Raw genomic sequence first — 20,363 nt, 5'->3', positions numbered from 1 at the left:
GTAATCCGCACAATCGAGGCGCGGCCGCACGAGGCGCGCGCACTGTTCATGTCAGCCATAGAAATCCGAAACGTCCGAAAGCGCTACAAGGATCTGCAGGCGCTCAAGGGCGTGAGCCTCACGGTGGAAGAGGGCGAGTTCTTCGGCCTGCTCGGCCCGAACGGCGCGGGCAAGACCACGTTGATCAGCATTCTTGCGGGACTCGCGCGGGCCGATAGCGGCACGATCAGCGTGCGCGGTCATGATGTTGTAAGCGACTTCCGCGCGGCGCGTCGGGCGCTCGGCGTCGTCCCGCAGGAGCTCGTGTTCGATCCGTTCTTTACGGTGCGCGAGTCGCTGCGCATCCAGTCGGGCTATTTCGGCCTGCGCAACAACGACGACTGGATCGACGAGGTCATGGCGAACCTCGATCTCACCGAGAAAGCCGACGTCAACACGCGCGCGCTGTCCGGCGGCATGAAGCGCCGCGTGCTGGTGGCGCAGGCGCTGGTGCATCGGCCGCCCGTGATCGTGCTCGACGAACCGACCGCCGGCGTGGACGTCGAGCTTCGGCAGACGCTCTGGAAATTCATCTCGCGCCTGAATCGCGAGGGACATACCATCGTGCTGACCACGCATTACCTCGAAGAAGCCGAATCGCTGTGCGACCGCCTCGCGATGCTTCGCCGCGGCGAGATCGTCGCGCTGGAGCGCACGAGCGCGCTGTTGCAGCGTTTCGCCGGCATGCAGCTTTATCTGCGCTTTTCGAGCGGCGTGCTCCCCGCCGACCTGCGCTCGCTGGAAGTGGATCCGCACGCGGTATCCGGGGCGCAGCACCTGCTGCGCTTGTCGAGCTACGACGAAGTCGAGCCGATCCTCGCGAAATGCCGCGCCGCCGGCTGCACGTTCGATGAAATCGAAGTGCGCAAAGCCGATCTCGAAGACGTGTTCCTTCAGGTCATGAACGAGCCGGAAATGGTCGAGGGGCTTTCATGAGCGGTTTCCAGACGTTGCTCTACAAGGAACTGCTGCGCTTCTGGAAGGTGTCGTTTCAGACGGTGCTCGCGCCGATCGTCACGGCGCTGCTCTATCTCACCATCTTCGGTCACGCGCTGTCAGGGCATGTACAGGTGTATCCGGGCGTCGGCTATACGAGCTTCCTCGTGCCGGGCCTCGTGATGATGAGCGTGTTGCAGAACGCGTTCGCGAACAGTTCGTCGTCGCTGATCCAGTCGAAGATTACGGGCAATCTCGTGTTCGTGCTGCTGCCGCCCATCGCGCATTGGGAGATGTTCTTTGCGTATGTGCTCGCGTCGGTCGTGCGCGGCTTGTGCGTCGGCTTTGGCGTGTTCATCGTGACGATATGGTTCATCCCGATGTCTTTTTCCGCGCCGCTCTACATCATTGCGTTCGCGATGCTCGGCTCGGCCATTCTCGGTACGCTCGGTCTGATTGCCGGCATCTGGGCCGACAAGTTCGATCAATTGGCCGCGTTCCAGAACTTCCTGATCATGCCGCTCACGTTTCTCTCGGGCGTCTTCTATTCGACGCATTCGCTGCCGCCCGTCTGGCGCGCGGTGTCGCATCTGAATCCGTTTTTCTACATGATCGACGGTTTCCGCTACGGCTTTTTCGGCTCGTCGGACGTGAACCCGCTCTTGAGCCTGTGCATCGTCGGCGGCTTTCTGATCGTGCTCGCGCTGATCGCGGTGCGGCTGCTCGCGAGCGGCTACAAGCTGCGTCACTAAATCTCAAGGAGACAATTCCATGTTGCCGACTCCGGAGCAGGTGAAGGACTACATCGCTGGCGGTCTGTCGTGCCAGCATCTCGAAGTGGAAGGCGACGGCCAGCATTTTTTCGCGACCATCGTGAGCGATGCGTTCGTCGGCAAACGCCTGATCGCGCGTCATCAACTGGTCTACGCGGCGCTCGGCGAGCGCATGCGCGAGGAGATTCACGCGCTCAGCATGAAGACCCTCACCCCGGACGAATGGAAATCGGCCTGAATCCATTCGGCAAAGCCAAATAAGTCACACGCAGGCCACACGCCCAACCCTCAGCAACAGCTAGCAACACCCGGCACGACCGGTAGAAGCAGGCAGAACCAGGCAGCACAGAGTGCGGAACATTCAAGATAACCGCGGCGCCGAATCCGGCTCCGCAGCAGGACGCTCGGTCGAAGGACAAGCAACCATGGACAAACTCGTCATTACGGGGGGCGCGAAGCTCTCCGGCGAAATCACCGTATCGGGCGCCAAGAACGCGGCTTTGCCGATTCTGTGCGCGAGCCTTCTCACCGCCGACGACGTCCATCTGTCGAACGTGCCGAACCTGAAGGACGTGCGCACCACGCTCGAACTGCTGCGGCAGATGGGCGTGCAGTCCGAAGCCATGACGGATGGCCGCGTGACGCTCAACGCGTCGAAGGTGAACAACCTTGTCGCGCCGTACGAGATGGTGAAGACCATGCGCGCGTCGATCCTCGTGCTCGGGCCGCTCGTCGCGCGTTTCGGCGAGGCGAAGGTCTCGCTGCCGGGCGGCTGCGCCATCGGCGCGCGTCCGGTCGATCAGCACATCAAGGGCCTTCAGGCGATGGGCGCCGAGATCAACATCGAGCACGGTTTCATCGAGGCGCGCGCGAAGCGTCTGAAAGGCGCGCGCATCGTCACCGACATGATCACGGTCACGGGCACCGAGAACCTGCTGATGGCGGCGGTGCTGGCCGATGGTGAAACGATCATCGAGAACGCGGCGCGCGAGCCGGAAGTGAGCGACCTCGCGAATCTGCTGGTCGCGATGGGCGCGAAGATCGAAGGCATCGGTACGGACCGGCTCGTGATTCAGGGCGTCGAAAAGCTGCATGGCGCGCGTCATGCCGTGGTGCCGGACCGCATCGAAGCGGGCACGTTCCTGTGCGCGGTCGCGGCGGCCGGCGGCGATGTCACGCTGCGTCATGTGAGCCCGTCGCTGCTCGACGCCGTGACCGCCAAGCTGCGCGAAGCGGGTGTTTCCATCGAGGAAGGCGACGACTGGATGCGCGTGCGCATGAGCAAGCGTCCGGAAGCCGTGAACATTCGCACGTCCGAATATCCCGCGTTCCCGACCGACATGCAGGCGCAGTTCATGGCGCTCAACGCCATTGCAAGCGGCACGTCGCAAGTGGTCGAGACCATTTTCGAAAACCGGTTCATGCACGTTCAGGAACTGAACCGCCTCGGCGCGAGCATCACCGTCGACGGCAACACGGCGCTCGTGAGCGGCGTCGCGCAACTGTCGGGCGCGAAGGTGATGGCGACCGATCTGCGCGCGTCGGCGAGCCTCGTGATCGCGGCAATGTGCGCGGACGGCGAAACGCTGATCGACCGCATCTACCATCTGGATCGTGGCTACGACCGCATGGAGTCGAAGCTGACTGCGGTCGGCGCGAACGTTCGCCGCATCAAGGGCAGCGGGAGCGAGCAATGAGCTCGTTGCCGCAGACGTCGTCGTCGGTCGAGGCCAGCGCGCCGCTCACGCTCGCGCTCTCGAAAGGGCGTATCTTCGAGGAAACGGTGCCGCTGCTCGCGGCAGCCGGCGTGCAGGTCGCCGAAGATCCGGAAAGCTCGCGCAAGCTGATTCTTCCGACCACGAACCCGAACCTGCGCGTGATCATCGTGCGCGCGACCGACGTGCCGACGTACGTCGAATACGGCGCGGCGGATTTCGGCGTGGCGGGCAAGGACGTGCTGATCGAGCATGGCGGCGGCGGTCTGTATCAGCCGGTGGATCTCAACATTGCGCGCTGCCGGATGTCGGTTGCCGTAAAGGCGGGGTTCGATTACGCGAGCGCGGTGCGCCAGGGCGCGCGGCTGCGCGTCGCGACCAAGTACACCGAGACGGCGCGCGAACACTTCGCGGCGAAGGGCGTTCACGTCGATCTGATCAAGCTGTACGGATCGATGGAACTCGCGCCGCTCGTCGGCCTCGCGGATGCGATCGTCGATCTGGTCAGCTCCGGCGGCACGTTGCGCGCGAACAACCTGGTCGAGGTCGAAGAAATCATGCAGATTTCGTCGCGGCTGGTGGTGAATCAGGCGGCGCTCAAGTTGAAGCGCGCGGCGCTGAAGCCCTATCTCGACGCGTTCGAGCGTGCCTCGGCGGCAACGAACAACTAGGGCGGCCGCTTCACGCCTGCCGTCCACAGCACAATCGGAAACCAGCATGTCTATCAAGATTCGTAAGCTCGATTCCAGCACCGATGGTTTTCAAAAGGCGCTGCGCGCGGTGCTCGCGTTCGAAGCGAGCGAGGACGAAGCCATTGAGCGCGCCGTCGCGCAGATTCTCGCCGATGTGAAAGCGCGCGGCGACGAAGCCGTGCTCGAATACACGAACAAGTTCGATCGCCTGAAAGCGGATAGCGTCGCGGCGCTCGAATTGCCGGCGTCCGAGATGGAAGCTGCGCTGGAAGGTCTGGAACCGAAGCGCCGCGCGGCGCTCGAAGCGGCGGCGGCGCGCGTGCGCGGCTATCACGAAAAGCAGCGCATCGAATGCGGCAGCCATAGCTGGCAGTACACCGAAGCCGACGGTACCGTGCTCGGCCAAAAGGTGACGCCGCTCGACCGCGCGGGAATCTACGTGCCGGGCGGCAAGGCGGCGTATCCGTCGTCCGTGCTGATGAACGCGATCCCGGCGCGCGTCGCGGGCGTGAAGGAAATCGTGATGGTCGTGCCCACGCCCGATGGCGTGAAGAATCCGCTCGTGCTCGCGGCTGCGCTGCTCGGCGGCGTGGATCGCGTGTTCACCATCGGCGGCGCGCAGGCTGTCGGCGCGCTTGCCTACGGCACGCAGACCGTGCCGGCTGTCGACAAAATCTGCGGTCCCGGCAACGCGTATGTGGCGTCGGCGAAGCGTCGCGTGTTCGGAACCGTCGGCATCGACATGATCGCGGGACCGTCCGAGATTCTCGTCATCTGCGATGCAACCACCGATCCGCGCTGGGTCGCGATGGATCTCTTCTCGCAAGCCGAACACGACGAACTCGCGCAATCCATTCTGCTGTGCCCGGACGCGGCGTTCATTCAGCGCGTCGAGGACGCGATCATCGAACTGCTTCCCGCTATGCCGCGGCGTGACGTCATCCAGCGCTCGCTCGAAGACCGCGGCGCGCTCATCAAGGTGAAGGACATGGCCGAAGCGTGCGCGATCGCCAACGACATCGCGCCGGAGCATCTGGAAATTTCCGCACTCGATCCGCATCAGTGGGCGGCGCAGATTCACAACGCGGGCGCGATGTTCCTCGGCCGCTACACAAGCGAAAGCCTTGGCGACTACTGCGCCGGCCCGAACCACGTGCTGCCGACTTCGCGTACCGCGCGCTTTTCGTCGCCGCTCGGCGTCTACGACTTCATGAAGCGTTCGAGCGTCATTGAAGTAAGTTCGGACGGCGCGCAGACATTGGGCGAGATCGCGGCGGAACTCGCGTATGGCGAGGGCTTGCAGGCGCACGCGAAGAGCGCCGAATACAGGATGAAAAACGTCGGCTGAAGCGGGCCGTTGAACCGAACGAGGCGGCCTCAGAGCCGCCGCCAGCGCCAACAGCGCCACCATGACCACACCGAACGACATCATTCGTCCCGACGTCCTCGCGATGACGAGCTATCCCGTGCCGGAATCCACGGGCCTGATCAAGCTCGACGCGATGGAAAATCCCTACACACTGCCCGACGCGCTCGCGCAACAGCTCGGCGCGCACCTTGCGGGCGTCGCGCTGAACCGTTATCCTGCGCCGCGCCCGGCTGAACTCATCGCGAAGCTCAAGCGCGCAATGCACGTTCCGCCCGCGTGCGACGTTCTGCTCGGCAACGGCTCCGACGAGTTGATCAGCATGATGTCGGTCGCCTGTTCGAAGCCGGGCGCGAAGGTCGTCGCGCCGGTGCCGGGCTTCGTCATGTACCAATTGTCGGCGGCGTTCGCGCATCTTGAATTCATCGGCGTGCCGCTCAATGCCGATTTCACCCTGAACGCCGACGCACTCATCGCCGCCATCGACGAACACGCGCCTGCGCTCGTCTATCTCGCATACCCGAACAATCCGACCGGCACGGTCTATGACGACGCGGACATCGAACGCGTAATCGCGGCGGCGACGCAAAGCCTCGTTGTGATCGACGAGGCGTATCAGCCTTTCGCCGAGAAAACGTGGATGCCGCGCGCCGCGGAGTTCGATAACGTCGTCGTCATGCGCACGATGTCGAAGCTCGGCCTCGCGGGCATCCGTCTCGGTTACATGGCCGGTCCGCCCGCGTGGATCACGCAGTTCGACAAGGTGCGCCCGCCGTACAACATCAACGTGCTGACGCAGGCCACCGCCGATTTCCTGCTGGATCATCTCGATGTGCTGGACGCGCAAGCCGCCGCGCTGCGCGAGGCGCGGGCCGACCTGGCGCGAGAAGTCGCCGCGCTGCCGGGCATGACCGTTTATCCGAGCGCGGGCAACTTTCTGCTCGTGCGCGTACCGGACGCGGCGCTCGCGTTCGAAACCCTGCTTACTTCGCGGGTTTTGGTGAAAAACGTGAGTAAAATGCACCCATTGCTCTCGAATTGCGTGCGATTGACGGTCGGAACGGCCGAAGAGAACGCGCAGATGCTCGCGGCGCTGAGAAAGCTCGCGCCCAACTGAACCCCTTCTAGAAAAGTCTCAAGGAAACACCATGCGCATTGCGGAAGTCGTTCGCAACACCAGCGAAACGCAGATCCGTGTAAAGCTCGATCTGGACGGCACCGGCAAGCAGAAGCTCGCAACCGGCGTGCCGTTTCTCGATCACATGCTCGACCAGATTGCCCGTCACGGCCTGTTCGACCTCGAAATCGAAGCGCATGGCGACCTCCATATCGACGATCACCATACCGTCGAAGACACCGGCATCACGCTCGGGCAAGCGGTGGCGAAGGCCATCGGCGATCGCAAGGGCATTCGCCGCTATGGACATTCGTACGTGCCGCTCGACGAGGCGCTGTCACGCGTCGTGATCGATTTCTCGGGGCGGCCGGGGCTCGAATTCCATGTGCCGTTCACGCGGGCGCGCATCGGCACGTTCGATGTCGATCTCACCATCGAATTCTTTCGCGGCTTCGTGAACCACGCGGGCGTGACGCTGCATATCGACAACCTGCGCGGCATCAACGCGCATCATCAGGTCGAGACCGTGTTCAAGGCGTTCGGCCGCGCGCTGCGCATGGCCGTCGAACTCGACGAACGCGCGGCGGGACAGATTCCATCGACCAAAGGCAGTCTCTGACCAGCCGTTTGCCGATTCGGCGCCGCACAGCGTTCAACTCGGCCGGCCATTCGCGATGGATCTTTTCAAGTCGTTCATATCCTTGCTCGCGCTGATCAACCCGATCGGCGCGATACCGTTTTTTCTTAGCCTCACTTCGCAGCAGTCGGACGTGGAAAAGCGCAACACCATCCGCGTCGCGTGTATTTCGGTGTTCTGCGTGATTGCCGTGACAGCGTTGCTCGGGCAGCAGATCATCGCGTTCTTCGGTATATCGGTCGGATCGTTCGAAGTGGGCGGCGGCATTATCATGCTGCTCATGGCGATCAGCATGCTGAACGCGCAAGTCGGCAACGCGCGCTCCACGCCCGAAGAGCGCATGGAAGCGGAAGAGCGCAACAGCATCGCAGTCGTGCCGCTCGCCATTCCGCTGCTCACGGGCCCGGGATCGATCAGCACGGTGATCGTCTATGCTGCAAGTGCGCAGCACTGGTACGACCGCTTCGGGCTCGTCGTGCTGGGCGCGATCATCGCGGCGTTGTGCTTCGGCGCGCTGAATCTGGCCGAGCCGATCGCGCGCTGGGTCGGGCGCACCGGAATCAATATCGGCACGCGTCTCATGGGATTGATGCTGTCCGCGCTGGCGGTGGAATTCATCGTCAACGGCTTGAAGGCCTTGATGCCTACTTTGAAATGAAAACTTCGATTGCGATTGTTGATTACGGAATGGGCAACCTGCGCTCGGTGTATCAGGCGCTGAAGAAGGCCGCGCCCGACGCGGACGTGGCGATCGTCGATCAGCCGCAGGCCATTCACGCGGCCGATCGCATCGTGCTGCCGGGACAGGGCGCGATGCGCGACTGCATGGCGCATCTCGGCCAGTCCGGCCTCCAGGAAGCCGTGATGCAGGCGTCGCGCGAAAAGCCGATGCTCGGCGTGTGCGTCGGTGAGCAGATGCTCTTCGACTGGAGCGAAGAAGGCGACACGCGCGGCCTCGGCCTGTTTCCCGGCAAAGTGGTGCGTTTCCAGCTCGAAGGGCGGGTGCAAGACGACGGCTCGCGCTTCAAGGTGCCGCAAATGGGCTGGAACCGCGTGCGCCAGACGCAGGCGCATCCGGTCTGGGACGGCATCACGGACGGCGCGTTCTTCTACTTCGTGCACAGCTATCACGTCGCGCCGGAAAACCCGGCGCACACATCGGGCGAAACCGTCTACGGCGATGCGTTCACGTCGGCGGTTGCCCGCGACAACATCTTCGCGACCCAGTTCCACCCGGAAAAGAGCGCCGACGCGGGCTTGCGCCTGTATCGCAACTTCGTTCACTGGAACCCGTGAGCGGCGCCGCACGCCCGCCCGCTGGCCGCGCCCGCGTGCGATTGAGTGCGGCAAGACTTGTACTACACTAGCGAGACGGCCCGCGCGGCCGTTTCAATCACTTTCACCCAGAAGATACGCGATACCTATGCTGCTCATTCCGGCCATCGATCTCAAAGACGGTCAGTGCGTGCGCCTGAAGCAAGGCGATATGGACCAGGCGACCATTTTTTCAGAAGATCCGGCGGCGATGGCCCGGCATTGGGTCGACAAGGGCGCGCGCAGACTCCACCTCGTCGACCTGAACGGCGCGTTTGCGGGCAAGCCGAAGAACGGCGACGCCATTCGGGCGATCATCGAGGAAGTGGGCAGCGAAATTCCGGTTCAGCTCGGCGGCGGCATCCGAGATCTGAACACCATCGAACGCTATCTGGATGACGGCCTTTCCTACGTGATCATCGGCACGGCGGCGGTGAAGAATCCCGGTTTCCTGCAGGACGCGTGCAGCGCGTTCGGCGGGCACATCATCGTCGGGCTGGACGCGAAAGACGGCAAGGTCGCCACCGACGGCTGGAGCAAGCTGACCGGCCACGAAGTCGTGGACCTCGGCCGCAAGTTCGAGGACTACGGCTGCGAGTCGATCATCTACACGGACATTGGCCGCGACGGCATGCTTCAGGGCATCAACATCGACGCGACCGTGCGGCTCGCGCAGGCGGTCAAGATTCCGGTGATCGCAAGCGGCGGGTTGTCGAGCATCGCGGACATCGAATCGCTCTGCGAAGTCGAGGACGAAGGCATCGAAGGCGTGATCTGCGGACGCGCGATCTATTCGGGCGACCTCGACTTCAAAGCGGCGCAAACCCGCGCCGACGCGCTGCGCGAAGCGGACGACGCCTGAGTCCGCTTTTCCGGCTTTCCCGGCTTCTCTCGCGCGAGCACACTGAAGCGCGCCGGGCGGCGCTGGCCGCCCTCAACCGTACCGAACCGGCAGTAGCTAGAACATGGCTCTCGCAAAACGCATCATTCCCTGTCTCGACGTGACCGCTGGCCGCGTGGTGAAGGGCGTCAACTTCGTCGAACTGCGCGACGCGGGCGATCCCGTCGAAATCGCGCGACGCTACGACGATCAGGGCGCCGACGAACTCACGTTCCTCGACATCACCGCGACGTCCGACCAGCGCGATCTCATTTTGCCGATCATCGAGGCGGTGGCCTCGCAGGTCTTCATCCCGCTCACCGTCGGTGGCGGCGTGCGCGCAGTCGAGGACGTCCGGCGCTTGCTGAACGCGGGCGCGGACAAGATCAGCATGAACTCGTCGGCGGTCGCGAATCCGCAACTCGTGCGCGATGCGTCGGACAAGCACGGCTCGCAGTGCATTGTCGTCGCCATCGACGCGAAGCGCGTGTCGGCCGAAGGCGAAACGCCGCGCTGGGAAGTGTTCACGCACGGCGGCCGCAAGGCGACCGGCATCGACGCAGTCGAATGGGCGCGCAAGATGGCCGAACTCGGCGCGGGCGAAATCCTGCTGACCAGCATGGATCGCGACGGCACGAAAGCCGGCTTCGACCTCGCGCTGACGCGCGCGGTGTCGGATGCCGTGCCGGTGCCGGTGATCGCGTCGGGCGGCGTCGGGTCGCTGAAGCATCTGGCGGACGGCATCGTGGAAGGGCACGCCGACGCGGTGCTTGCCGCGAGCATCTTCCACTACGGCGAGCATACGGTCGGCGAAGCGAAGCGTTTCATGGCCGATCAAGGCATCTCGGTGAGGATCTGAACCGTGAGCGACCCGACGAATTGGCTCGACAAGGTGAAATGGGACGCGAACGGCCTCGTGCCCGTCATCGCGCAGGAAGCATCGACCAACGACGTGCTGATGTTCGCGTGGATGAACCGCGAAGCGTTGGCGAAGACCATCGAACTGAAGCGCGCCGTGTATTTTTCGCGCTCGCGACAGCGCCTGTGGTTCAAGGGCGAAGAGTCGGGGCACGTACAGCACGTACACGAAGTGCGGCTCGATTGCGATGAAGATGTCGTGCTGCTCAAGGTCGAGCAGGTGTCGGGCATCGCGTGCCATACGGGTCGCCATTCCTGCTTCTTCCAGAAATTCGAGGGAACGGCCGAAAGCGGCGAGTGGGTCGCCGTCGAGCCGGTCCTGAAAGACCCAGAAAGCATTTACAAATGACGCAAGCCACCACGCTGGACACGCTGCTTCGCCTTGCCGCGGTCATCGACAGCCGCAAGGGCGGCGATCCGGAACAATCCTACGTTTCGCGACTCTTTCACAAAGGTGACGACGCGGTCCTGAAGAAGATCGGCGAGGAAGCGACCGAAGTCGTGCTCGCCGCGAAGGACGCGCGTCACGGCGGCGCGACGAAGGCGCTCGTCGGCGAGGTCGCCGATTTGTGGTTTCATTGTCTCGTGATGCTGTCGCACTTCGATCTGAGTCCCGCCGACGTAGTCGCCGAACTGGAGCGGCGCGAAGGTCTGTCGGGTATCGAGGAAAAGGCGCTGCGCAAGTCGCGCGAGCGCGAACAAAACGGCGGCTGACGAGACGTTCGTCCACTTTCTCGCGCAAGCGGAGGAGGCAAGCATGGCCGGACTCGATGGACCGTACCCGCCGCCCGTGTATCAGACGCCGGCGGAAGACGAGCGGCTGCGCAGCCTGCGCACGCTCACGCACATCCTTTATGCGCTGTACGCGCTCTATTGGCTGACGGGCGGGCTGACCGTGCTCGTCGCGATCATCATCAATTATTTGAAGCGCGGCGATACGGTGGGCACGCCGTATCAGGCGCATTTTTCCTGGCAGATCCGCACGTTCTGGTGGGCGGTGCTCGGCCATGTGATCGGCGTCGCGCTGCTGTTCGTGGGCGTCGGCTTTCTCATTTTGTCCGCAGTCGGCATCTGGACGCTGTATCGCGTCATCAAGGGCTGGCTGTTTCTCTACGAAAACAAACCGATCGACCCGCAGACGTGGTTCTAGCGGCGATGCCTGGCAACGGAGTACGCACATTTATGAGCCAAGACAACTGCATCTTCTGCAAGATTGCCTCCGGGCAGATTCCCAGCACCAAGCTCTACGAGGACGACGAATTCGTCGCTTTCAACGACATCAACCCGGCCGCGCCGGTTCACGTGCTCGTGATTCCGCGTCAGCACATCGAGACGCTTTCGGACTGTTCCGAAAGCGATGCGCCGCTGCTTGGTAGAATGTTAAGTCTCGTTGGCCGTCTCGCGAAAGATTTGGGCGTTTCCTACACGGGTGGGGATACCGGTTTCCGGACGGTCATCAATACCGGGCCAGGCGGCGGGCAGGAGGTGTATCACATTCATGCGCATCTTCTGGCTGGGGCGCGTCCGTGGCGGCGAATGGGCTGATGCCGGTTTCATCGGCGTTTTGCTTTCCAATGCCATATTGGGCGCGCAAAATCGATACTGATAGCCGAGGCGGCATTGCTTCGGCTCGAGCTGCAGGCCAGCCTTCCGTCGCGGAAAGGCTTTGCGGCGGAATAAGGAGAGTTTTCATTCATGGGTTCGTTAAGCATTTGGCATTGGTTGATCGTTCTGCTGATCGTGGCGCTCGTCTTCGGCACGAAGAAATTGCGCAATATCGGCGGTGATCTGGGCGGCGCGGTCCGCGGCTTCAAGGAAGGCATGCGCGAGGAAGAGAACCCCGCGTCGACCGAAAAGCGCGATCAACTGCCGCGCGACACGGTGGACGTGGAAGCGAAGGACAAGACGCGTTCGGGCGACTACCGCTAATCGAACGGGCGAACGTAACCCTGCACAGTTCCTTCAATGCTCGATCTCGGTCTGACCAAAATGGCGCTCATCGGCGTCGTCGCGCTGGTGGTGCTCGGGCCGGAGCGGTTGCCCGGCGTCGCGCGCACGGCGGGCGCGCTCTTCGGGCGCGCTCAGCGTTACATCAACGACGTGAAGTCGGAAGTGGCGCGCGAGATGGAACTCGACGAACTCAAAAAGATGCGCACGCAGTTCGAGACGGCGGCGTCGAACGTCGAATCGACGATTCACGACAATCTGCGGCGCCACGAGTCCGAACTGAACGATGCGTGGCGGGAAGGCACGTCGGTGGAGCCGAGCATCGCGGGAGGCGCTTCGGCGTCGTCCGCGGATGAAAGCGGCGCTTCCGACCAGCCTTGGGTGAACTCGACGTTCGCGCCGGCGAAGCGCAAGAACTGGCGCGTCAAGCAGACGGCGGTTCCGAACTGGTACAAGCGCACCACTGCGCGCCGCACGCGCGTGCAGTCGGGCGCGGCCCGCGTCGCGCGTCATACGCCTGCAAGCTTGCGCCGTCCGACGAAATTCTTCTGACACGGCCGCATTTCTTCCATCGATGATCCAAACCGAGGGCCGGCGTGAGCGACCCGCAACACAATAAAGACGAGCCCGTCGAAGAGACGTTTATCTCCCATCTGGTGGAACTGCGCGATCGCATCATTCGCGCGGGGGCTTCGGTCATCGTCGTTTTCGTCGCGCTGGTGTACTGGGCGCCCGACATCTTCAGGCTGCTCGCGCGTCCGCTGATGCAGAACCTGCCGCGCGACGGAAAGATGATCGTCACCGACGTCACCGGCTCGTTCTTTGTGCCGATGAAAGTGACTATGCTGGTTGCCTTCGTCATCGCGTTGCCGATCGTGTTGTATCAGATCTGGGCGTTCGTCGCGCCGGGACTCTATCAGCATGAGAAGAAGCTGGTCGCGCCGCTGGTGTCGAGCAGCTACGCGCTGTTTCTCTGCGGCATGGCGTTCGCGTATTTCGTCGTGTTCCCGACCATTTTCCGCGTGATGGCGCATTACAACGCGCCGCTCGGCGCGGAAATGACGACGGATATCGACAATTACCTGAGCTTCGTGCTCACCATGTTCCTTGCGTTCGGCGTGACGTTCGAGGTGCCGATCGTCGTGGTGCTGCTCGCGCGCATGGGCGTAGTGTCGATTCAGAAGCTCAAGCAGATCCGGCCGTATGTGATCGTCGGCGCGTTCATCATCTCGGCTGTGGTGACGCCGCCGGATGTTTTTTCGCAGCTCATTCTCGCGATTCCGCTCATCATCTTGTACGAAGCTGGAATCGTGGCGGCGCGGCTGGTCGTCGGAAAAGACGCGATCAAAAGCGAAGAGCTTACCGTCAAATAGCTGCGGCCGATTGTCGCAGTATCGGTCGTACGAACGCGTCTTCTCAGAAATAAAAAAGGCAGCCGAGGCTGCCTTTTTCTTTGAGCGTCCAATGGGTTATTCGTCGCCCTGATCGCCCTGGTCTTCGTCCGGCGTCTGCGGCGCCTTGGGCTGCGCTGGCCGTTTGCCGATCATCACGTTCACATCCAGTTCCTTGTTCTTGCGCATCAGATGCACTTTCACGGACGTGCCCGGCTTGATCTGAGCAACGACGTTCAAGAGGCGCGTGGTGTCGGTGATCGTGTCCTCGTTGATGCTGACGAGAATGTCGCCCGGCTTGATGCCGGCTTTATCCGCCGGGCCGCCTTGCAGCACCCCCGCGACGATCGCGCCGGACTTCTGATCGAGCCCGAACGATTCGGCGATTTCCGGCGTCACGTCTTGCGGTTCCACGCCGATCCAGCCGCGCGTTACCGTGCCCGTCGTGATGATGCTCTCCAGCACGCTGCGCGCCGTCGACACCGGAATGGCGAAGCCGATGCCCAGCGAGCCGCCGCTGCGCGAATAGATGGCGGTGTTGATGCCGAGCAGATTGCCGTTCACGTCGACGAGCGCACCGCCTGAATTGCCGGGATTGATCGCCGCGTCGGTCTGGATGAAGTTCTCGAACGTATTGATGCCCAGGTGATTGCGCCCGAGCGCGCTCACGATGCCCATCGTCACCGTCTGCCCGACGCCAAAAGGATTGCCGATCGCCAGCACGACATCGCCGACGTGCGTCTGGTCCATTCGCCCGAGCGTGATGCTCGGCAGGTTCGTCAGCGCGATCTTCAGCACGGCGAGGTCCGTTTCGGGATCGACGCCGATCACTTTCGCGCTCGACGTGCGGCCGTCCGCGAGCGCGACTTCGATCTGATCCGCGCCGTCCACGACGTGCTGGTTCGTTAGAATGTAACCTTCCGAGCTGACGATGACGCCTGACCCGAGATTCGACGCGGGAGGCTCGTCGTTCTTGCGTCTGTTCTTGTCGCCGAAGAAGTAGCGGAAAAGCGGGTCTTTGGCTCGCGGGTCCGCCGGCAGATTGCCGTCCTTGCTGGAGAACACGTTCACCACCGCGGGCATCGCCTTTTGCGCGCCGTCCGCATACGACGACTGGAGCGGGCGCGAGCCGATGCTCGGCGCCACTTCCTGTAACGCGACGATCGGCTCGGCGAGTTGCTTGCCGAACTGACCCTGACGTTGAAGCCACTGCGGTTTCAGGGTCGCGATGATGAACATCAGGGCCAAAAGCACGGTGACCGCTTGGGCGAAAAACAGCCAGAAGCGTCTAAGCATTTGAAGGGATAGAGGATTTCATGGATCGGATCGAACTCGAATTGTATCTGAACAACCTGCTGGAAATCGGCCGCTTCAAGGACTATTGCCCGAACGGCCTACAGGTGGAAGGCACGCGCCGCGTTCAGAAAATTGCGACCGGCGTGACGGCATCGCTCGCCTTCCTCGAAGCCGCGCTGGAGTGGGGCGCGGACACGGTGCTCGTCCATCACGGCTACTTCTGGCGCAACGAGGCGCCACAGATTACGGGGCGCAAGCATCGGCGGCTGCGCACGCTGATCGCCAACGACATCAATCTGTTCGCGTATCACCTGCCGCTCGACGCGCATCCGGAACTCGGCAACAACGCGCAAATCGGCGCGCGGCTCGGCCTCATTGCCGACGGCCGCTTCGGCGATCAGGACATTGGCTGGCTCGCGCCGATCACCATGCCGCTTTCGCTCGAGCACTTCACCGCGACGGTCGAGAACGCGCTCGGCCGCAAGCCGCTCGTGTTCGGCGATGCCGACCGCGAACTGCGGCGCGTCGCGTGGTGCACGGGCGGCGCGCAGGGCTATTTCGAACAGGCCATCGACGCGGGCGCCGACGTGTATCTGAGCGGTGAAGTGTCCGAGCAGACAATGCATATCGCGGCGGAATCAGGTGTGGCGTATATCGCGGCAGGGCATCACGCGACGGAGCGCTACGGCGTGCAGGCCGTCGGCGCGCATCTGTCCGAAAAGTTCGACATCGAGCATGTGTTTATCGATATCGATAATCCGGTCTGAAGCGGCGATTCTTCGTCGCTCGAGCCCGGCTATAGCGATGAAAGGACGCTTCACGCGAACGCGCGAAAACGTGGGGAAAACCCGGAAGGTTCGCTATATCCGGGTAATTTTCCCCGAACGGCCCTTGTAAATGGCAACTCCATTCGCGCACACTAGCGGCGGAACACTGATGTGACGGTATAAATCCAACTCAGAAGTGGGGCGTGTGATGCGAGACAAAGACGATAAGCGCGTCGATGGCGGCCGCCGTACCTGGCTGATTACGACGACCGTAGCAGGTGGTGTCGGAGGTGTGGCAACGCTGGTTCCCTTTGTCGGTTCGTTTGCTCCGTCGGAGAAGGCCAAGGCGGCGGGCGCGCCCGTCGAGGTCGATATCAGCGGACTGAAGCCGGGCGAAATGATGACGGTTGCCTGGCGCGGCAAGCCGGTGTGGATCGTGAATCGCACGGACGAAATGCTGTCCGACGTGAAGAAGGCCGACAACGAAGTGGCCGATCCCAAGTCCAAAATGGAATTCTCGATGCCGTTGCCGGAGTACTGCAACAACGAGTTCCGCTCCCGCGCCGATCACAAAAACATATTCGTGGCCGTCGCCGTCTGTACGCACCTCGGCTGCACGCCGACGCCGCGCTTCACTGAAGGTCCGCAACCCAACCTTCCCGATAACTGGCCCGGCGGCTTTCTTTGCCCGTGCCACGGCTCGACCTACGACATGGCCGGCCGCGTCTTCAAGAACAAGCCCGCGCCGCAGAATCTGGACGTGCCACCGTACATGTTCACTTCCGCGACGCAACTCGTGATCGGCAAGGACGAAAAGGGAGAGGCTTAAATGGCGACCGCAGACAAGGATGTGGAAACGACGGGCCTCACAGGCTGGATAGATCGCCGGTTTCCTTTGACTTCCACCTGGAAGAAACACGTTTCCGAATACTACGCGCCGAAAAACTTCAACTTCTGGTATTTCTTCGGTTCGCTCTCAATGCTCGTGCTGGTCATTCAGATCGTCACGGGCATTTTTCTCGTCATGAATTACAAGCCCGATGCGACGCTGGCTTTTGCATCGGTCGAGTACATCATGCGCGAAGTGCCGTGGGGCTGGCTCATTCGGTACATGCATTCCACGGGCGCGTCGATGTTTTTCGTCGTCGTCTATCTGCACATGTTTCGCAGCCTGATGTACGGGTCGTACCGCAAGCCGCGCGAACTCGTGTGGATTTTCGGTTGCGCCATTTTCCTGTGCCTCATGGCGGAAGCGTTCTTCGGCTATCTGCTGCCTTGGGGGCAAATGTCGTTCTGGGGCGCGCAGGTAATCGTCAATCTGTTCTCGGCGATTCCTTTTATCGGCCCGGATTTGTCGCTGTGGATCCGTGGCGATTATGTCGTGTCGGATGTCACGCTGAATCGCTTCTTCTCGTTTCATGTGATCGCCATTCCGCTCGTACTAATCGGGCTCGTGGTCGCGCATCTGGTCGCGCTGCATGAAGTGGGATCGAATAATCCCGATGGCATCGAAATCAAGGCAAAGAAGGACGCGAACGGCATTCCGCTCGACGGTATTCCGTTTCACCCGTATTACTCGGTGCACGACTTCATGGGCGTGTGCGTCTTCTTGCTGATCTTTGCGGCGATCATTTTCTTCGCGCCGGAAATGGGCGGCTACTTCCTCGAAGCGAATAACTTCGTGCCGGCTAATCCGCTGCAGACGCCGTCTGAAATTGCGCCCGTGTGGTATTTCACCGCGTTCTACGCGATGCTGCGTGCGACCACGGATCCGTTCAAAATCGTGCTGATGATCATCATCGCGCTGCTCGGGCTGTTCGCGCTTTTGCGCGCGCGCGGAAAATGGCGCATTGGGCTCCCAGTGCTCGCGCTCTTGGTGATCGTGTTCATGGCGCTCACAGAATCCAAATTCTGGGGCGTGGTCGTGATGGGCACGGCGGTCGTTTCCCTGTTTTTCGTGCCGTGGCTGGATCGCAGTCCGGTAAAGTCGATCCGCTACCGGCCGCTCTTTCACAAAGTCTTTTACGCGATCTTCGTCATCGCGTTCCTGGTGCTCGGCTTCTTGGGAACGCGTCCGCCATCGCCTGCAGGGACGCTCATCGCGCAGATCTGCGCGCTCATCTATTTCGCGTTTTTCCTCGGCATGCCTTTCTGGACGCCGCGCGGCCGATTCAAGACGCCGCCCGAGCGAGTGAACTACAAACTGCACTGAGCGCCCGTCCGGAGAACACACGATGAAAAAATGGCTCTCGACTCTCGCGATGATTTGCGCGGCGATGTTCGCGTTCAGCGCGGCGCCTGTGCATGCGGCGGAAGAAGCGGTGCTGGACCGTGCGCCCGATAACGCGGACAATTTTGCGTCCTTGCAGCACGGCGCTCAAATATTTGTAAACTACTGCCTGAACTGCCATAGCGCGAGCCTGATGCGCTACAACCGTCTGACGGACCTCGGGCTCACGCAGAAGCAGATTCAGGACAACCTGCTGTTTTCGACGGACAAGGTCGGCAACACCATGAGCATCGCGATGCGCCCAGACGACGCGAAAGCCTGGTTCGGCGCGTCGCCGCCGGATTTGTCGGTGGAGGCGCGGGCGCGCGGCAAGGACTGGCTTTATACGTACTTGCGCAGCTTCTACCGCGATCCGACCCGGCCGACGGGCTGGAACAATCGCGTGTTCGAGAACGTGGGAATGCCGCATGTACTGTGGACGCTGCAAGGCATCCGCGATGCGCGGTTCGAGACGGATACGGACGAGAAAACCGGCGAAAAGGCAAAAAGATTCGTGGGTTACACTCAGGTGACGCCTGGCACCATGTCGAACGTGGATTATGATTCAGCTGTGGCCGATCTGGTTTCGTACCTTTCGTGGATGTCCGAACCCGCCCAGCAGACCCGCAAGCGCCTCGGCGTCTGGGTCTTGCTGTTTCTGGCGCTTCTGAGCTTCCTCGCATGGCGTCTGAACGCGGCATACTGGCGAGATATCAAATAGCACGCCATCGACGGCGTGGGTCGGCTCGGCGGCGCTCCCGGGAGGGAGCCCTGCGGCCGGCCTTCGAGTTTACTGAAGGGACTTAAAAAACATGATGGTTCTGTATTCCGGCACTACTTGCCCGTTCTCCCAGCGCTGCCGGCTGGTGTTGTTCGAAAAGGGCATGGATTTCGAGATCCGCGACGTCGATCTGTTCAACAAGCCGGAAGACATCGCGGTGATGAACCCGTACGGTCAAGTGCCGATTCTGGTCGAGCGTGACCTGATCCTGTACGAGTCGAACATCATCAACGAGTATATCGACGAGCGTTTCCCGCATCCGCAGCTCATGCCGGCCGATCCGGTCCAGCGTGCGCGTGCGCGCCTGTTCCTGCTTAATTTCGAAAAAGAACTGTTTGTGCACGTCGGCACGCTCGAAAACGAGAAGGGCAAAGCGGCCGAGAAGAACCACGAAAAGGCGCGCAGCGCGATCCGCGACCGCCTGACGCAACTCGCGCCGATCTTCCTGAAGAACAAGTACATGCTGGGCGAGGAATTCTCGATGCTCGACGTCGCGATCGCGCCGCTCTTGTGGCGTCTGGATCACTATGGCATCGAGCTGTCGAAGAACGCAGCGCCGCTGATGAAGTACGCCGAGCGCATTTTCAGCCGTCCGGCCTATATTGAAGCGCTCACGCCTTCCGAAAAGGTGATGCGTCGATAGTTTGCGAGAACGGGGCGCGCCGGGCGCGAGTTCGCGCGACCGTGCTCCGGCAGAGGAAAGTTGATGCAAGAAATTTCCACCAAGCCGTATCTGTTGCGCGCGCTGTACGAATGGTGCACCGATAACGGTTTCACGCCCCACATTGCCGTGCGAGTCGACGGCGCGACGCGCGTGCCGCGGCAGTTCGTGCGCAATGACGAGATCGTGCTGAACATCAGCTTCGAGGCGACGAGCCAGTTGCAGATGGGGAACGAATGGATCGAGTTCAGCGCTCGCTTCTCCGGGAAGTCGCACAAGATCGAGGTTCAGGTCGCCAACGTGCTCGCCATCTATGCCCGCGAAAACGGGCAGGGAATGGCGTTTCCCGTCGAGCCGTCGTCCCATTCCGCGAGCGAGCCGAGCGTATCGGCTGCGCCCCGTTCGGCCGACCGGGAAGCTCGTCACGTCGAGTCTCAGGCGGAGGACCAGTCGGGCGCTGCTGCGGCTTCGTCGCGCGACGATGCGCCGTCAGGTTTGTCCGATGACGACGCTTCGAAATCCTCGGGTCGGTCGCACCTGAAAGTCGTTAAATGAAGTAGAATCTCGTCCTTCGCCGGCTTAGCTCATCTGGTAGAGCAGTTGATTTGTAATCATCAGGTGGCGGGTTCGAGTCCTGCAGCCGGCACCAAGATCTGAGCGTCGACGGGTCGTGCGATGTCCGCACGACCCGTTTGCTTTAAGTGAGCCGATTGGTTCCCGGGTCAAAGCCGAAAGGCGAGTCAAATAGAAGCTTCAAAAACTTGTTGACACTGACCGAAACGACGTACATAATCTCGTTTCTCTGCTGCTGATGCAGCGACGCAAGACGAAGCGGTTGAGCTAAGTGCTCGATGCGGCGAGGTA

26 protein-coding genes and 1 tRNA gene are annotated in these 20,363 nt (G+C 61.9%); 26 read left to right on the top strand and 1 reads right to left on the bottom strand.

What is annotated here, in order from left to right; all coding sequences use genetic code 11:
* Positions 1-48: 48 nt before the first annotated feature.
* From NCR37_RS12030 to tatC, 19 genes are all read left to right on the top strand, one after another.
* The gene (locus NCR37_RS12030; RefSeq protein WP_250473197.1) at positions 49-975 is read left to right on the top strand and encodes an ABC transporter ATP-binding protein; all 927 of its coding nucleotides are present in this window, start codon (positions 49-51) and stop codon (positions 973-975) included.
* Positions 972-1,727, top strand: a complete 756-nt coding sequence (locus NCR37_RS12025; RefSeq protein WP_250473196.1) for an ABC transporter permease — start codon at positions 972-974, stop codon at positions 1,725-1,727. Before NCR37_RS12030 ends, NCR37_RS12025 begins: the two co-directional genes overlap by 4 nt.
* A gap of 19 nt (positions 1,728-1,746) precedes the next feature.
* Entirely contained in the window at positions 1,747-1,986 is a 240-nt protein-coding gene (locus tag NCR37_RS12020; RefSeq protein WP_035506651.1) for a BolA family protein, read from the top strand.
* 187 nt (positions 1,987-2,173) lie between these two features.
* Entirely contained in the window at positions 2,174-3,445 is a 1,272-nt protein-coding gene (gene murA / locus NCR37_RS12015) for a UDP-N-acetylglucosamine 1-carboxyvinyltransferase (protein WP_250473195.1), read from the top strand.
* Positions 3,442-4,134, top strand: coding sequence for an ATP phosphoribosyltransferase (gene hisG, locus NCR37_RS12010; RefSeq protein ID WP_250473194.1), 693 nt, complete (start codon positions 3,442-3,444; stop codon positions 4,132-4,134). The genes murA and hisG overlap by 4 nt, the downstream gene beginning before the upstream one ends.
* Positions 4,135-4,180: 46 nt before the next feature.
* Positions 4,181-5,503, top strand: a complete 1,323-nt coding sequence (gene hisD / locus NCR37_RS12005; RefSeq protein WP_250473193.1) for a histidinol dehydrogenase — start codon at positions 4,181-4,183, stop codon at positions 5,501-5,503.
* Positions 5,504-5,564: 61 nt separating this feature from the next.
* Complete coding sequence (hisC, locus tag NCR37_RS12000) at positions 5,565-6,638, top strand: histidinol-phosphate transaminase (protein ID WP_250473191.1); 1,074 nt, start codon at positions 5,565-5,567, stop codon at positions 6,636-6,638.
* Between the two features lie 31 nt (positions 6,639-6,669).
* Positions 6,670-7,257, top strand: coding sequence for an imidazoleglycerol-phosphate dehydratase HisB (hisB, locus tag NCR37_RS11995; RefSeq protein ID WP_250473190.1), 588 nt, complete (start codon positions 6,670-6,672; stop codon positions 7,255-7,257).
* Positions 7,258-7,312: 55 nt separating this feature from the next.
* The gene (locus NCR37_RS11990) at positions 7,313-7,933 is read left to right on the top strand and encodes a YchE family NAAT transporter (RefSeq protein WP_206467118.1); all 621 of its coding nucleotides are present in this window, start codon (positions 7,313-7,315) and stop codon (positions 7,931-7,933) included.
* Positions 7,930-8,571: an imidazole glycerol phosphate synthase subunit HisH gene (hisH, locus tag NCR37_RS11985; protein ID WP_250473189.1), complete on the top strand. Its 642-nt coding sequence runs from the start codon at positions 7,930-7,932 to the stop codon at positions 8,569-8,571. Before NCR37_RS11990 ends, hisH begins: the two co-directional genes overlap by 4 nt.
* Before the next feature lie 127 nt (positions 8,572-8,698).
* Positions 8,699-9,451 (top strand): 1-(5-phosphoribosyl)-5-[(5-phosphoribosylamino)methylideneamino]imidazole-4-carboxamide isomerase, encoded by a 753-nt coding sequence (gene hisA, locus NCR37_RS11980; RefSeq protein ID WP_175946530.1) that lies wholly within the window; start codon positions 8,699-8,701, stop codon positions 9,449-9,451.
* 103 nt (positions 9,452-9,554) lie between these two features.
* The gene (gene hisF, locus NCR37_RS11975; RefSeq protein ID WP_250473188.1) at positions 9,555-10,328 is read left to right on the top strand and encodes an imidazole glycerol phosphate synthase subunit HisF; all 774 of its coding nucleotides are present in this window, start codon (positions 9,555-9,557) and stop codon (positions 10,326-10,328) included.
* Positions 10,329-10,331: 3 nt separating this feature from the next.
* On the top strand, positions 10,332-10,736 hold the full coding sequence (gene hisI, locus NCR37_RS11970) for a phosphoribosyl-AMP cyclohydrolase (protein ID WP_175946534.1): 405 nt from the start codon (positions 10,332-10,334) through the stop codon (positions 10,734-10,736).
* Positions 10,733-11,101 (top strand): phosphoribosyl-ATP diphosphatase, encoded by a 369-nt coding sequence (locus tag NCR37_RS11965; RefSeq protein ID WP_250473187.1) that lies wholly within the window; start codon positions 10,733-10,735, stop codon positions 11,099-11,101. The genes hisI and NCR37_RS11965 overlap by 4 nt, the downstream gene beginning before the upstream one ends.
* Before the next feature lie 43 nt (positions 11,102-11,144).
* On the top strand, positions 11,145-11,537 hold the full coding sequence (locus NCR37_RS11960; protein WP_175946538.1) for a DUF4870 family protein: 393 nt from the start codon (positions 11,145-11,147) through the stop codon (positions 11,535-11,537).
* 32 nt (positions 11,538-11,569) lie between these two features.
* On the top strand, positions 11,570-11,932 hold the full coding sequence (locus tag NCR37_RS11955) for a histidine triad nucleotide-binding protein (protein ID WP_250473186.1): 363 nt from the start codon (positions 11,570-11,572) through the stop codon (positions 11,930-11,932).
* A gap of 150 nt (positions 11,933-12,082) precedes the next feature.
* The gene (gene tatA, locus NCR37_RS11950) at positions 12,083-12,316 is read left to right on the top strand and encodes a Sec-independent protein translocase subunit TatA (protein ID WP_250473185.1); all 234 of its coding nucleotides are present in this window, start codon (positions 12,083-12,085) and stop codon (positions 12,314-12,316) included.
* A 36-nt stretch (positions 12,317-12,352) separates the two neighbouring features.
* Entirely contained in the window at positions 12,353-12,886 is a 534-nt protein-coding gene (tatB, locus tag NCR37_RS11945) for a Sec-independent protein translocase protein TatB (protein ID WP_250473184.1), read from the top strand.
* Positions 12,887-12,930: 44 nt separating this feature from the next.
* Positions 12,931-13,707, top strand: a complete 777-nt coding sequence (tatC, locus tag NCR37_RS11940) for a twin-arginine translocase subunit TatC (RefSeq protein ID WP_250473183.1) — start codon at positions 12,931-12,933, stop codon at positions 13,705-13,707.
* 96 nt (positions 13,708-13,803) lie between these two features.
* Here tatC and NCR37_RS11935 read toward each other — a convergent pair whose 3' ends face one another.
* On the bottom strand, positions 13,804-15,021 hold the full coding sequence (locus NCR37_RS11935) for a S1C family serine protease (protein ID WP_175946549.1): 1,218 nt from the start codon (positions 15,019-15,021) through the stop codon (positions 13,804-13,806).
* Between the two features lie 20 nt (positions 15,022-15,041).
* Here NCR37_RS11935 and NCR37_RS11930 point away from each other — a divergent pair, with 20 nt between their 5' ends.
* From NCR37_RS11930 to NCR37_RS11900, 7 genes are all read left to right on the top strand, one after another.
* Positions 15,042-15,788, top strand: coding sequence for a Nif3-like dinuclear metal center hexameric protein (locus tag NCR37_RS11930; RefSeq protein WP_250473182.1), 747 nt, complete (start codon positions 15,042-15,044; stop codon positions 15,786-15,788).
* 208 nt (positions 15,789-15,996) lie between these two features.
* A complete protein-coding gene (petA, locus tag NCR37_RS11925; protein ID WP_175946553.1) occupies positions 15,997-16,617 on the top strand; it encodes a ubiquinol-cytochrome c reductase iron-sulfur subunit in 621 nt (206 codons plus the stop codon).
* Complete coding sequence (locus NCR37_RS11920) at positions 16,618-18,000, top strand: cytochrome b (protein ID WP_250473181.1); 1,383 nt, start codon at positions 16,618-16,620, stop codon at positions 17,998-18,000.
* A 22-nt stretch (positions 18,001-18,022) separates the two neighbouring features.
* Entirely contained in the window at positions 18,023-18,778 is a 756-nt protein-coding gene (locus NCR37_RS11915; RefSeq protein ID WP_250473180.1) for a cytochrome c1, read from the top strand.
* A 91-nt stretch (positions 18,779-18,869) separates the two neighbouring features.
* A complete protein-coding gene (locus NCR37_RS11910) occupies positions 18,870-19,481 on the top strand; it encodes a glutathione S-transferase N-terminal domain-containing protein (protein WP_008344155.1) in 612 nt (203 codons plus the stop codon).
* 63 nt (positions 19,482-19,544) lie between these two features.
* Entirely contained in the window at positions 19,545-20,054 is a 510-nt protein-coding gene (locus NCR37_RS11905; RefSeq protein ID WP_250473179.1) for a ClpXP protease specificity-enhancing factor, read from the top strand.
* Between the two features lie 18 nt (positions 20,055-20,072).
* Positions 20,073-20,148: transfer RNA gene (locus NCR37_RS11900), tRNA-Thr, on the top strand.
* Positions 20,149-20,363: the final 215 nt, after the last annotated feature.

Origin of the sequence: Caballeronia sp. GAFFF1 (assembly GCF_023630705.1) — a bacterium.
In the GTDB taxonomy this organism is placed as follows: domain Bacteria; phylum Pseudomonadota; class Gammaproteobacteria; order Burkholderiales; family Burkholderiaceae; genus Caballeronia.
The sequence above is the reverse complement of the archived record's forward strand: the minus strand, read 5'-3'. Positions and strand labels throughout refer to the sequence as shown.

What these genes read in the sequence shown, in the direction of transcription:
- tatB (WP_250473184.1), top strand. Translation starts at nt 12,353, where the DNA reads ATGCTCGATCTCGGTCTGACCAAAATGGCGCTCATCGGCGTCGTCGCG.
- murA (WP_250473195.1), top strand. Translation starts at nt 2,174, where the DNA reads ATGGACAAACTCGTCATTACGGGGGGCGCGAAGCTCTCCGGCGAAATC.
- hisG (WP_250473194.1), top strand. Translation starts at nt 3,442, where the DNA reads ATGAGCTCGTTGCCGCAGACGTCGTCGTCGGTCGAGGCCAGCGCGCCG.
- hisC (WP_250473191.1), top strand. Translation starts at nt 5,565, where the DNA reads ATGACCACACCGAACGACATCATTCGTCCCGACGTCCTCGCGATGACG.
- hisB (WP_250473190.1), top strand. Translation starts at nt 6,670, where the DNA reads ATGCGCATTGCGGAAGTCGTTCGCAACACCAGCGAAACGCAGATCCGT.
- hisH (WP_250473189.1), top strand. Translation starts at nt 7,930, where the DNA reads ATGAAAACTTCGATTGCGATTGTTGATTACGGAATGGGCAACCTGCGC.
- NCR37_RS12025 (WP_250473196.1), top strand. Translation starts at nt 972, where the DNA reads ATGAGCGGTTTCCAGACGTTGCTCTACAAGGAACTGCTGCGCTTCTGG.
- petA (WP_175946553.1), top strand. Translation starts at nt 15,997, where the DNA reads ATGCGAGACAAAGACGATAAGCGCGTCGATGGCGGCCGCCGTACCTGG.
- NCR37_RS11955 (WP_250473186.1), top strand. Translation starts at nt 11,570, where the DNA reads ATGAGCCAAGACAACTGCATCTTCTGCAAGATTGCCTCCGGGCAGATT.
- NCR37_RS12020 (WP_035506651.1), top strand. Translation starts at nt 1,747, where the DNA reads ATGTTGCCGACTCCGGAGCAGGTGAAGGACTACATCGCTGGCGGTCTG.
- hisD (WP_250473193.1), top strand. Translation starts at nt 4,181, where the DNA reads ATGTCTATCAAGATTCGTAAGCTCGATTCCAGCACCGATGGTTTTCAA.
- NCR37_RS11905 (WP_250473179.1), top strand. Translation starts at nt 19,545, where the DNA reads ATGCAAGAAATTTCCACCAAGCCGTATCTGTTGCGCGCGCTGTACGAA.
- NCR37_RS11915 (WP_250473180.1), top strand. Translation starts at nt 18,023, where the DNA reads ATGAAAAAATGGCTCTCGACTCTCGCGATGATTTGCGCGGCGATGTTC.
- NCR37_RS12030 (WP_250473197.1), top strand. Translation starts at nt 49, where the DNA reads ATGTCAGCCATAGAAATCCGAAACGTCCGAAAGCGCTACAAGGATCTG.
- NCR37_RS11990 (WP_206467118.1), top strand. Translation starts at nt 7,313, where the DNA reads ATGGATCTTTTCAAGTCGTTCATATCCTTGCTCGCGCTGATCAACCCG.
- NCR37_RS11920 (WP_250473181.1), top strand. Translation starts at nt 16,618, where the DNA reads ATGGCGACCGCAGACAAGGATGTGGAAACGACGGGCCTCACAGGCTGG.
- hisF (WP_250473188.1), top strand. Translation starts at nt 9,555, where the DNA reads ATGGCTCTCGCAAAACGCATCATTCCCTGTCTCGACGTGACCGCTGGC.
- NCR37_RS11965 (WP_250473187.1), top strand. Translation starts at nt 10,733, where the DNA reads ATGACGCAAGCCACCACGCTGGACACGCTGCTTCGCCTTGCCGCGGTC.
- hisA (WP_175946530.1), top strand. Translation starts at nt 8,699, where the DNA reads ATGCTGCTCATTCCGGCCATCGATCTCAAAGACGGTCAGTGCGTGCGC.
- NCR37_RS11960 (WP_175946538.1), top strand. Translation starts at nt 11,145, where the DNA reads ATGGCCGGACTCGATGGACCGTACCCGCCGCCCGTGTATCAGACGCCG.
- NCR37_RS11930 (WP_250473182.1), top strand. Translation starts at nt 15,042, where the DNA reads ATGGATCGGATCGAACTCGAATTGTATCTGAACAACCTGCTGGAAATC.
- NCR37_RS11935 (WP_175946549.1), bottom strand. Translation starts at nt 15,021, where the DNA reads ATGCTTAGACGCTTCTGGCTGTTTTTCGCCCAAGCGGTCACCGTGCTT.
- NCR37_RS11910 (WP_008344155.1), top strand. Translation starts at nt 18,870, where the DNA reads ATGATGGTTCTGTATTCCGGCACTACTTGCCCGTTCTCCCAGCGCTGC.
- tatA (WP_250473185.1), top strand. Translation starts at nt 12,083, where the DNA reads ATGGGTTCGTTAAGCATTTGGCATTGGTTGATCGTTCTGCTGATCGTG.